This is a genomic window from Microcoleus sp. AT3-A2 (assembly GCF_036705685.1).
In the GTDB taxonomy this organism is placed as follows: Bacteria; Cyanobacteriota; Cyanobacteriia; order Cyanobacteriales; family Microcoleaceae; genus Microcoleus.
In genome coordinates this window covers 47,313-59,054 of the sequence record NZ_JAUBVF010000036.1, presented here as the reverse complement: position 1 = coordinate 59,054, position 11,742 = coordinate 47,313, and the positions used below count along the sequence as shown (strand labels likewise).

The 11,742-nt window shown below is 45.6% G+C and carries 10 protein-coding genes; 7 read left to right on the top strand and 3 right to left on the bottom strand.

Annotated features, from left to right (window positions below; all coding sequences use genetic code 11):
- The first annotated feature begins 102 nt into the window (after nt 1–102).
- The 7 genes from QUB37_RS19365 to moeB all read left to right on the top strand — a co-directional run bounded on the left by QUB37_RS19365 (nt 103) and on the right by moeB (nt 5,729).
- Nucleotides 103–1,011, top strand: coding sequence for a tetratricopeptide repeat protein (locus QUB37_RS19365; protein ID WP_333165041.1), 909 nt, complete (start codon nt 103–105; stop codon nt 1,009–1,011).
- 38 nt (nt 1,012–1,049) lie between these two features.
- Nucleotides 1,050–1,241, top strand: a complete 192-nt coding sequence (locus QUB37_RS19360; protein WP_333165039.1) for a hypothetical protein — start codon at nt 1,050–1,052, stop codon at nt 1,239–1,241.
- Nucleotides 1,242–1,461: 220 nt separating this feature from the next.
- Nucleotides 1,462–2,697, top strand: coding sequence for an ATP phosphoribosyltransferase regulatory subunit (locus QUB37_RS19355; protein ID WP_333165036.1), 1,236 nt, complete (start codon nt 1,462–1,464; stop codon nt 2,695–2,697).
- Between the two features lie 144 nt (nt 2,698–2,841).
- The gene (locus tag QUB37_RS19350) at nt 2,842–3,069 is read left to right on the top strand and encodes an indolepyruvate ferredoxin oxidoreductase subunit alpha (protein ID WP_015174956.1); all 228 of its coding nucleotides are present in this window, start codon (nt 2,842–2,844) and stop codon (nt 3,067–3,069) included.
- Nucleotides 3,070–3,249: 180 nt separating this feature from the next.
- A complete protein-coding gene (locus QUB37_RS19345) occupies nt 3,250–3,861 on the top strand; it encodes a Uma2 family endonuclease (protein ID WP_333165034.1) in 612 nt (203 codons plus the stop codon).
- 136 nt (nt 3,862–3,997) lie between these two features.
- Nucleotides 3,998–4,477 (top strand): M67 family metallopeptidase, encoded by a 480-nt coding sequence (locus tag QUB37_RS19340; protein WP_333165032.1) that lies wholly within the window; start codon nt 3,998–4,000, stop codon nt 4,475–4,477.
- A gap of 79 nt (nt 4,478–4,556) precedes the next feature.
- The gene (gene moeB, locus QUB37_RS19335) at nt 4,557–5,729 is read left to right on the top strand and encodes a molybdopterin-synthase adenylyltransferase MoeB (RefSeq protein WP_333165029.1); all 1,173 of its coding nucleotides are present in this window, start codon (nt 4,557–4,559) and stop codon (nt 5,727–5,729) included.
- Nucleotides 5,730–5,892: 163 nt separating this feature from the next.
- Here the strand turns inward: moeB and QUB37_RS19330 are convergent, their stop codons facing one another.
- The 3 genes from QUB37_RS19330 to QUB37_RS19320 all read right to left on the bottom strand — a co-directional run bounded on the left by QUB37_RS19330 (nt 5,893) and on the right by QUB37_RS19320 (nt 11,536).
- Complete coding sequence (locus tag QUB37_RS19330; RefSeq protein WP_333165026.1) at nt 5,893–7,491, bottom strand: hypothetical protein; 1,599 nt, start codon at nt 7,489–7,491, stop codon at nt 5,893–5,895.
- Nucleotides 7,478–7,870, bottom strand: coding sequence for a hypothetical protein (locus tag QUB37_RS19325; RefSeq protein WP_333165024.1), 393 nt, complete (start codon nt 7,868–7,870; stop codon nt 7,478–7,480). Before QUB37_RS19325 ends, QUB37_RS19330 begins: the two co-directional genes overlap by 14 nt.
- Nucleotides 7,871–8,068: 198 nt before the next feature.
- Nucleotides 8,069–11,536, bottom strand: a complete 3,468-nt coding sequence (locus QUB37_RS19320; protein ID WP_333165021.1) for a CHAT domain-containing tetratricopeptide repeat protein — start codon at nt 11,534–11,536, stop codon at nt 8,069–8,071.
- Nucleotides 11,537–11,742: the final 206 nt, after the last annotated feature.

Below are 11,742 nucleotides of genomic sequence, written 5' to 3'. Positions count from 1 at the left end.
AGCGGAATGATGCGAAAGCATCACGTTCCGTTCTGAACGAGAGGTAGGGGTAGAAATGCCCCTATCGACTCTAACAAAGCCAGGAAAGGAAGAGTAAAAGTTATGTCTTTTGAAATGACAAAAGGGCTGTTCAAGTATGACTTTACAGATCAGCACGCAATTTTGGGAATTCCCTTAGACGCCGAGTTTAACGACATCCGCAAGCGCTACATGAAAATCGCCCGCCGCTTGCATTCGGATACTTGCTCTTTTGAAGACCAAGCAGATAAAGATTGGGCCAACCAATTTTTGTCAAAAGTAGTCAATCCGGCTTACAACAAATTCTCTAAGGAAAGCGATCGCAAAGAATACAGCCTGCTATTAGCAGCCATCGGCAAGCGCGTTGTTAAAGAACAGGCGAAAATGCAAATCGAAAGCGAAGCAGCTAAACAGTTAGTTACCGCTCAAAATTGGGAAGAAGCTTACAAAACAGCAGTTAGCAAACTCGCTCTCAAGCAGTACGAATCAGTTAAGGAAACGCAAGAGGCGATCGATCAAATTAGCGAACTTAACATGGTTTACCTGCTGCGAAAAGAGCGCCTTGGCGGTGGTGCGGTTACACCTGCTTCACCCATAAAAGATGCAACCCCACCCCCACCCCCACCCCCAACCCCAACCCCAACTCCAACCGCAACTCCGCCCAAAGACGACCCCCGGATCGAAGCCTATTGCCGCCGAGCTCAAGGATTTATGGACAGCAAAAATTACGCTAAAGCAAGTTTGGAGTTGAGGGAAGCCCTGAAGGGCGCTCCAAAACACAGCAAGGCTCACGCTATGTTAGCAATGTGTTACCTTGAACAAAATCAAGCCACAATGGCTAAACTTGAGATGAACAAAGCTTTGGCATCAAATCCTGAAGAACCGACGGCTTTGGAGGTCAAGAAAAAGCTGGAACAAGCTTCCGCAAAAGCCAAAAAAGGTGACGAGAAACCAGGATTTTTTGCAAGTTTGTTTGGCGGGAAGAAGAAGTGAGAAGTTGTGAGTTGTGAGTCTTGAATATTTAGAAACGGGTGAAAGGCTCAGCAGTGGAGTGTGATCGAGCAAAACAATCAAGACTTGGTGAGAGCACCCGCGATCGCAGTCGGAATTATACCGTCAGTGCGATCGTCCCGCCATCGCGGATGCTCCAGAAAGAACGGGACGATCGCACTGACGGGGAAAATGATAATTCCGATGCAAACGAAAACGATATGACGCCTTAATTTGTTAAAGTCGAATGTTAAGCTTGCCTTCTTCGACTTTAACACCGTCCCCTAAAGCTAAGCTTCTAAGCCCAATCTAAAATCTCAAATCTAAAATTAATATGACACCTTAATTTGTTAAAGTCGAATGTTAAGCTGGCCTGGTTAGACTTTAACACCGTCCATAAAGCTAAGCTTTTAAGCCCCATCTAAAATCTAAAGTCTAAAATCTAAAATTGATATGGTTCACCAACCCCCATCGGGTGCAAGAGATTTATTGCCCCTTGACGTTGCTCAAAAAATTTCGATCGAACGGCGCTTGCAGCAGGTTTTTCACCGCTGGGGCTATCACCGGATTATTACCTCTACTCTAGAAAGGCTGGAAACTTTGATGGCTGGGGGCGCGATCGACCGATCGACCTTAATTCAATTGCAAGACGCCGAGGATGGAGAACTTGGTTTGCGGCCGGAATTGACAGCATCGATCGCCCGCGCGGCTGCAATGCGGATGGCCGGGACTCGCTGGCAGCCTCAGCGCCTCTACTACAACGCTAACGTGTTCCGCAAAGGCCCAGATACTGGCTCAGGCGGGCAACAGGAGTTCTATCAAGCTGGGGTAGAGCTCCTCGGCGCGGGGGGGGCGGTTGCGGATGCGGAAGTGCTGCTGCTGCTGTCTGAGTGCTTGCAAAGCTTGGAAATTGATGAGTGGCATTTGGTTTTGGGAGAAGCGGGCCTGACTGCAACATTGCTAGAACCGTTTCCGCCAAACGTGCGCCAAAAAGTGCGGGGGGCGATCGCCAATCTCGATCGAATTGCCTTGGAGACTTTGCCGCTGTCAACGGAATTGCGAGAAAGAGCTCTGCTATTATTTGACTTGCGCGGCCGCCCAGAAGAGGTGTTGCCAATTGTTGCCAAGCTGGATTTAGATTTGCCGCAGCAAGCGGCGTTAAATAATCTCAAATCTGCGATCGAATTGCTGCACCAATGCCAATCAAAAATTCCCAATCTCAAATCCCACATTCACCTCGATTTGAGTTTAATTCAAACATTTGACTATTACACTGGAATTGTGTTTGAAGTTGTCAGCAGCAGTAAGACTGGACAGCGAGTTCTAGGACAAGGGGGACGTTACGACCAACTGTTGGGACTGTTTGATCCGCAAGGGCAAAATTCCCCCGGCATCGGGTTTTGTCTGAATATTGAAGAATTGCACCAAGTGTTGCTGACAGAGGGGCAATTGCCCAGCCAGACGCCCGCTAGCGACTGGTTGGTTGTGGCTCAAACTCCTGAAGCTAGTGCCGCCGCGTTTGCTTACGCTCGCAAACTCCGAGACTCTACTCACCTAGTTCGGGTAGAAATAGATTTGGAGAGTCGGGAGACAGCAGAGTCGGCACGGGAATACGCGCGCGATCGACGAATTGCTCAAATTGCTTGGGTAAATGCCGAAGGATTGCCAACAATTGAAACGGTAAATTAGCCTAATTGGTAATTGGTAATTGGTAGTTGGTAATTGGCTAAAAATCACCCGATATGATATTATGTATCCTGCTGATTGAGAGAAGGTTTTGCCAATTGCTAATTGCTAATTCCCTATCTAACTAAAATCTTTTGAGAGAACACTATGGCACACACTATTGTTACGAATATTTGCGAGGGAGTTGCTGATTGCGTTGGCGCTTGTCCGGTTGCTTGTATTCACCCCGGCCCCGGCAAAAATGTCAAGGGTACTGATTGGTTTTGGATTGATTTTGATACCTGTATTGACTGCGGTATTTGTTTGCAGGTGTGTCCTGTCGAAGGTGCGATCGTTCCAGATGAGCGACCTGAGTTGCAGCAAACTCCCTCTTAATTGCAACTGGATTGCAATTGAGGGCTAGATAGCTACATTAACTAAGGGGTAAGGTGCGCGACCGGGCGCACCCTAAATTAACTTTTTTATGAACCGCAGAGGGCGCAGAGGACACAGAGAAGAAGGGTGAGAAATATTGAAAAACTCTAACGTTTAGATATCTAAGTGAGGTAATTAATTATGTTACTTTTAGATCCAAAAACTCTCGTTCCAGCGACTGAACAGCGCATAATTCTCTATGAGGTGACTTGGGAGCAATACGAGCAACTTTCTGATATGTTTGTCGATGAATTCCCCAGGATGACTTACTTGGAAGGAACGTTAGAAATTATTATGACGACTTCGCCAGAACATGAAAGGCTTAAAACAATTATTGCCCGGTTGATAGAAACTTATGCGGTTGAAAGACTAATTAATCTCAACGGTTACGGAAATACTACATTTCGCCGCGAAGCTGTGAGACGGGGTGCGGAACCAGATGAGTGTTACTGTTTAGGTTTACTTGCAGAAGTCCCGGATATTGTGATAGAAATTGCTCTGACTAGCGGCGGTGTTGACAAGCTGGAGGTGTATCGCGGTTTGCAGGTTCCTGAAGTCTGGTTTTGGGCTAACGATCAATTTTCTCTTTACCACTTGCGGGAGTCTGGTTATGAGTTAATTTCCAGCAGTGAATTTTTGCCTGAGTTAGACTTTTCTGTATTGAGTCAATATGTAGGATATGTTAACCAAACAGAAGCTGTTATTGCTTATAGAAGTGTTTTGCAAACAGCTACAGGAATGTCAAATCAATAGACATCTCCAGAAAATCCATTATTGAACAGGCAAGATGCCTGTTCCACAATTAAAAAAAAGCCCGTGAAGCGTAGCTATCCCCCAGGGAGTCGCACTTTACAAAAAAAATCTACACTAAAATCTACAATAAAATCTTATGCAGCCGATCGCACTTTCCGACTCTCACATTTTATCCATGCGAACCCACGCCGAAAGCGCTTATCCTGAAGAATGCTGCGGTTTGTTGCTCGGTCGAGTTACTGGCGATGTTAAAACTTTAGTGGAAGTTTGGCCGACTGAAAATGCTTGGAGTGCGGAAGCTGAGGAGAATTGGCCGGAAGAAAAAGGATTGACAGAACGACGCAGATATGCTATTAAGCCCGAAGATATGTTGCGGGCGATGAAACATGGGCGCGATCGCACTCTGGATATTATCGGTATATATCATTCTCACACGGATTGTCCCGCAGTGCCCTCAGAGTGCGATCGGGCACTGGCGTGGGCCGAATACTCTTATATTATTGTGTCCGTCCGACAAGGCTGTTCAGAAGACGTTCGCAGTTGGAGTCTTGACGGAGAGGGGAACTTTCAAGCAGAGGAAATTCGCCTAGTGGAACAGACTCAGATTAAGAAATAATTAGTAAAAATAACAAACTCGTAAAAATGCGAAAGATTTAGATAGGATATAATTCAAAATCTGCGCTACACACAATATCATGCTAAATCCTAATCTGGACGAGATCCAGCTCAACAAACAAGAATACGAACGCTACTCTCGCCACCTCATCCTCCCAGAAGTTGGATTGGAAGGGCAGAAGCGTCTCAAAGCTGCCAGCGTGCTCTGCATCGGTACGGGAGGCCTCGGTTCGCCGCTGCTGCTGTATTTAGCAGCCGCAGGTGTTGGCCGCATTGGGATTGTAGACTTTGATATTGTTGACCATTCCAACTTGCAGCGGCAAGTAATTCATGGCACTTCTTGGGTTGGGAAACCGAAGATTGAGTCGGCTAAAAATCGGATTTTAGAAATTAATCCTTTTTGCCAAGTTGATTTGTACGAAACTCGCGTTAGTTCCGAAAATGCGATCGACATTGCCACTCCTTACGATATCATTATCGACGGTACGGACAACTTCCCGACTCGCTATTTGATGAACGACGTTTGCGTGCTTTTAAACAAGCCCAACGTCTACGGTTCCATCTTCCGATTTGAAGGGCAAGCAACTGTTTTCAACTACGAAGGCGGCCCGAATTACCGCGACTTGTACCCGGAACCCCCGCCTCCTGGCATGGTTCCTTCTTGTGCAGAAGGCGGCGTTTTAGGGGTTTTGTGCGGAGTTGTCGGTTCTATCCAAGCAACGGAAGCTATCAAGATTATCTTGGGTCAAGGCACTACTTTGAGCGGCAGACTGTTGCTTTACAATGCCTTAGATATGACGTTCCGGCAATTGAAACTGCGGCCTAATCCAGTGCGCCCGGTAATTGAAAAGTTAATCGATTACGAACAATTCTGCGGCATTCCTCAAGCAAAAGCGCAGGAAGCAAGTCAGCAAACGCAAATTCCTGAGATGACTGTCACGGAACTCAAGGAGTTAATGGACAGCGGTGCGAAGGATTTTGTATTGTTAGATGTTCGCAATCCCAATGAGTATCAAATTTGTCAAATTCCTGGGTCGGTTTTGGTTCCTTTGCCGGATATCGAACACGGCGCAGGTGTCGCTAAGGTCAAGGAATTGTTGAACGGCCACCGCTTGATTGCACACTGCAAAATGGGCGGGCGTTCTGCGAAGGCTTTGGGGATTTTGAAAGAAGCTGGAATTGAGGGGATTAATGTTAAGGGCGGAATTACTGCTTGGAGTGAAGAAGTAGACCCGTCTGTACCTCAATATTAAGGCTAATCTTTTTCTGGGGCGGGCGATTTGCCCGCCCGGAACCGGGATGATTACACTTCTTGCACTCATTTCCCAACAATCTCAAAATTATCTGCGTTAATCTGTGTTTATCTGCCTTGAATCTGCGGTTTCCGTATTAATCAAAGATTTATGCAATTCAACTCTATTGCGGCGGCAACTGCTTATTTTTACCGAGTAGATTCTTGAACTTACCTAATAGATTCTTGGAATTTGCACTCAACATAACCATACCCCAAACCACAACCCCCGCACCGATACTAATCAACAATACCAACGCAAAAGAATTAATTTCCCCCTTCAAGAAAGGCAAAGCAACCACCTGATTCGGCGGGTCTTGTTTAATCAAATAAGGAGAACTTCCAGCCACCACCCCGGCTACTCCCAAACCAAAGCCGACAGCTTGAATCGTTACCTCTAGTTTGGCATTCCGATAAGCTTCTTCGATCGCCACAATAGCTCTAATTGCCTCGGTTGCTTGGTCTAGCAAGCCCGAACCGTGTTTGAAATAGCCTAAATCTGCTTGAATCTGCCTTTGAAACTGCGGGCAAGTTTCTTTGCTGAATGTTTCGAGGAAACTTAAATCGGCATCACTATCATTGTACTTTTTAGCTGCTTTGATGTCAAGACTTATTTGATTTAATTTATCTTGGTAATTTTGGGCGTTAATTGCGATCGTATTTTGGCGAAATTCCAAATCAATCAGCATTCGGGCATATTTCACAGCGCGGGGCGGCATCTCAATCATCTGAGTTTCCAGATATTGTAATTCCTCCTCCTTTAAACCCGCACCTTTCGATTGCCTCTGCTGAGCTTTATCTCGCTGCAAATACTTAAAAGTCTTGTCAATATCCAGTTCAATTTTTTCATATTCCTCGCGAATTTTGCGGTAATAGGCGCGACTTTCCCAAAAAGCACGAAGAATTTTATTTCTGTACAAAAACAGCTCGATAAAATCGCTGTACCGGGCTGCATCCCAGATTTCATCTGTTGCCGGACTGTTTAAAAACCAGATCAGAATGTGGCAGTAGGAAGCCTGCTGATTCGGATTGCCATATTCCAAAATTGGACTGCCGAACAACTCGCTTTGACGGTAAAAAGTCGGCAAATTTTGACCGGAAATAAACTTTTCCAGACACTGTTGAGCCAAGCTTTTGAGAAAATGCTCATCTTGCCGCATTTCTTGGTTTTGTTCCGCACTCAGCCAAGCTGTAAGCAGCAGAGTTTGACCAAAATAACTGTTAATAGAATTCGGCAGCAAGCAGTTATCTGGATTCAACTCCTGAAAAATGCTAACATCGACATTAGATGTTTTAAGACCCTCAATTCTTTCGGGAATGCTAATGTTAAATCCCAAAGCAAAACTGTCATCAATCCGCTGCGGTTGAGCAAATCCTTGGAGAAAAGTCGGCTGGCCGTGATGCTCAATATTCTTCTCGAAAGGCAGAAAAGCCAGGTCATTTACAGAATTTTCAACAATCAGGTTGACGCGCCATCCCGGAGGTGCTGTTTTCGCGCTGTATAAATTGCTAGAATTTAATTCCGCATCGACTTTGAGATTATTTTTCAATATCTCGTTGCACTTTTGCCACAAATGTTCGGGATTGACAGGGGAATTTGAGCTTGAAGTTAGGGCTGGCTGTTGAGAATTGACAGGGGAATTTGAGTCAGAACCTAGGGCATCCCAGAGGTGAAAGGCAAATAAATGAACGTTGGGAGCATAGATTTTGCTATTTTGGTTCATTATCGGTATCCGAACTATTTTCTTGGTTGGGATTTTGTTGTAGATTGTACGCAGTTAGAATGCTGTCGCGCAGAATTTTAGTGATATTAGTTGTTGACCGCCCTGTCATTAAAGTCGGTTTCGTGGGACGGATATCTTGCCGTGCATCACTTACATTATCAACCAAGTTTTGTTCCTCAATAGCATCTCTCAAAGTCTTTCCCAGTTCGTGTTTGCTACACCACTTGCTGATAGTCATGGCAATCGGGAATAATTCATCATCGGCAGATTCAGCTATTTGTGTTTCTAATTCAGGTAAATCACGCCATGCAGAGATAAAGATACTCGGTTTTTCGTTCAGCCAGTTCAGGAAAGTATTGATAATTTGTTCAGGTTCCATAGGACAATTCCCCTTTGATAAAAATTTAGGTTTCGTAACTCATCTCACAGATTTTGCAATTACTTCTGGCTTGTTTTTTTCTGGCAATCACGCTCGCCTTCACATTATACCAAATCTGTTTTAAATCGCAATGCTTTCTCTTAGCCCGCTAGGAGTAGACTTCGTTTGTGTGGTAGCGATTTCAAGATGCGATTCCTCTTAATATCCAGTAGCGCAGAAGGCAGCCCAATATTGTGGGTCGGAAAATAGTGATTCATCTGGTGTGAAGGACGTTAACCGCAATTGGACTTTTTGACTCAATTTTTTATCTAAACCTAACGATTGCATCCAAACACGAAAATCTTTTTCCGTGACTCCGCGCATCCAGTTTTGCGCCGCATTCAAAGCGAGGGCTACTGAATCTGCATCCGGCAATTTCTGATAAAATTTAATCATTAAAATTGCCGTGGCAAAATCATCGACAGCCCACAGACTGCTGACAACATTCATGCTACCCGCATACAAAAAACCGCTGGGTAAACCAATGTATTCATCCGTCATTGCGGTTGAGGTTGTTAACCCGGTTTCGCAGGCGGAAAGTGTGACGAGACTGCACTGCGGTAACTGCAATTCGGCAAATATTTCTCGCAGGGTGAGGCATTTTTCTGGGATGGCTTTTCTGCCGCTGCGTAGGGTGACATAGCGCTGTTTTTCCTCGGGCTGATTTGACTCTGGGGGCGCGGGTGAGGTTTGCGGTTCCAGGGAATCGGCTAAGACTAGGGATGACAGCAGCGGATTGTCAAAGTTGAATACGCCGTGACAAGAAAAGTGCAGGTAGTTGGCGTTTGAGAGGTTTTCTTGGTTTTCGTTGAGGGCGGTTTTTGTGGCTTGTTTTTTGAGTAAAATTTGATGGGGATTGAATCGGGTTTTGATGGTTTCTACTTCCATGTCGGCGTTGAATAAGTCTTCGGTGGGATTCTGGAGGGCGAATAGTTGTTGCTGATTTGGTAAGGGGGAGTTTCTGGTGGTGATGCGATTTTTTACGAGTTGCAGCAGTTGCAAGCTGGGGGCGTATTTCACGCCTGCGGGGAAGCAGTCGAGTAGGTAGCCGCGAAAGTTGGTTTTTTCTTGAAATCGGGTTTCTGAGGTGAATTGTAGGGCGTGGAGGGGGAATAGGTGGAGGTAGCGGTGGGGTACTAGGATTAGTTGTTTGCAGTTAGGGGGGATGTGGGCGATTATCTCGTTTAGCCGCAGGATTTCTGAGAGTGTTTCGAGTTTTTGGGATAGGGTTTTTTGCCAGGTTGTGTTGGTGTTTTTGTTGCGGTATTCCTCGAGATAGTTGTTTTTCCAGGTTTCTAATTCGGCTATTTCGGTTGTGGTATATGTGACTGGTTTTATGCTGTCGCGGGTGATTATAAATGCAGATCCCCCCCAGCCTCCCTTAGCAACGGGGGAGTTAGAATTGCCGATGTACCATTCTATGATTGCTGTTTCGGTGTCTAAGGTTTGTTGGAATTTGGTGATGTCGATGGGTTGGACTTTTTGAGTTAGGGAGAATTCTGGTTCTCGCTGTTTTATTTGTTCGAGCAGTTGTGCTAGTTGCTGTGATGTTGTTTCTAATTTGGCTTTTTGTTGTTGGAAAAATTCGGGACTGAGGCTGCGGGTTTGGGTTGTGCGTTGTGAGGGAGAGTCTTCGGGAACCCCCCCCGGCCCCCCCTTGGTAAGGGGGGGAGAAAGAGGGGGAGGAGATGGGGTTTCTGTTTCTAGAAATTGTTGGGAGGCGGCGATTTGGCGGCGCAGGTTTTGGAGTTGCTGTTTCTCGGTTTCGGTGGCTGTTTTGGGGTAAATTTCGCTGTTGGTGAAGAGTTCGACTAGGTAGCGGGATTTGCTGCGTTCGATTGTTTGCAGGGCTTTGTCATATTGTTGGTGATTGATGCAGGATTGCATCATTTTTTCGTAGACGTTGAGATTTTCTTCGATGATTTCTCGTTTGCGGTTGTCGGAGGTTATCCACTCGCGGCTTTGTTCGACTGCTTCGATGGCTTTTTCGTAGCCGAATATGGCTGTTTCCCACAAACTTTCTGCAAATCCTAAATTGCCTAGATTTCGCGCTGTTTGCAGACAGTCAATTGGCAAAGTTGTGGGAGTACGAACTTCTAAAGCGGCTTCATAAAATGCAATCGCCTTTTCGATATTCTCACCCCGTTCTCCTTTGATTCTGTTACGGTAAGCATTTGCCAAATTATTTTGAGTCATCGCCCAATCTTGGGGAAAAGCATCGCGGGTGTAAACTTGTAAAGCAGCTTCATAAAATGCGATCGCCTTTTCGATATTCTCACCCCGTTCTCCTTTGATTCTGTTACTGTAAGCATTTGCCAAATTATTTTGAGTCATCGCCCAATCTTGCGGAAAAGCATCGCGGGTGTAAACTTGTAAAGCAGCTTCATAAAATGCAATCGCCTTTTCGATATTCTCACCCCGTTCTCCTTTGATTCTATCTTTGTAAGCATTTGCCAAATTATTTTGAGTCCTCGCCCAATCTTGCGGGAAAGCAGGGCGGGTACGAACTTGTAAAGCTGCTTCATAAAAGGCGATCGCTTTTTCGATATTCTCACCCCGTCCTCCCTTGATTCTCTCTTGGTAAGCACTTGCCAAATTATGTTGAGTCATCGCCCATTGTTGAGGGAAAGCAGGGCGGGTGCAAACTTGTAAAGCTGCTTCATAAAAGGCGATCGCTTTTTCGATATTCTCACCCCGTTCTCCCTTGATTCTATTTTTGTAAGCAATTGCCAAATTATTTTGAGTCTCAGCCCATTGTTGGGGAAAAGCATCGCGGGTGCGAACTTGTAAAGCTGCTTCATAAAATGCGATCGCCTTTTCGATATTCTCACCCCGTCCTCCCTTGATTCTCTCTTGGTAAGCATTTGCCAAATTATCTTGAATCATCGCCCATTGTTGAGGGAAAGCAGGGCGGGTGCAAACTTGTAAAGCTGCTTCATAAAAGGCGATCGCCCTTTCGATATTCTCACCCCGTTCTCCTATGATTCTATTTTTGTAAGCAGCAGCCAAATTATGTTGAGTCATCGCCCAATCTTGCGGGAAAGCAGGGCGGGTACGAACTTGTAAAGCTGCTTCATAAAATGCGATCGCCCTTTCGATATTCTCACCCCGTTCTCCCTTGATTCTCTGTTGGTAAGCATTTGCAAAACTATGTTGAATCATCGCCCATTGTTCGGGGAAAGCAGGGCGGGTGTAAACTTGTAAAGCTGCTTCACAAAGTGCGATCGCCCTTTCGATATTCTCACCCCGTTCTCCTTTGATTCTCTCACTGTAAGCAACTGCCAAATTATTTTGAATAGCTGCCCAATTTTCGACATAAGTATCTCGCTTAAAAATTTGCAGTCCCACCTTGTAGCCTGTAATGGCAATTTCCATATTGCTGCTTTTACTACCCAGTGGAAACTGTTGAATCAAGTTACTGAAACTATAAATATTTGAGGCAAATGTGTATGCTTCCTCAGACTCCATTTCTGCGAGAGTTTGAGTTGCCCACTCTCGCAGATATCGGGCAAAATCATCGTCTAATAATTCGAGATTGGCTTGCAGGATGGCGGTTTGTTCGTCGGTGTCCCAGGTGAGGAGAGATTGAATCAGGGTGAGATAGGCTTGGTGGCGTTCTTCGTTCATTTTTTACTACTCATGTTTGAGATATTTTACATTTTTTGCGGTGGCAAATCAAGGGAGCTTTTAACCGCAGATATTGGCGGATGGACGCGGAAAAACGCAGATGTAAGGGGCAAAATATGCGGTAGCAGCCTGCGAAGATTCAGGCAGACGGAAGCGATCGAACTGACGATTAGGCCTCGATCCCCCCTAGCCCCCCTTAAAGAAGG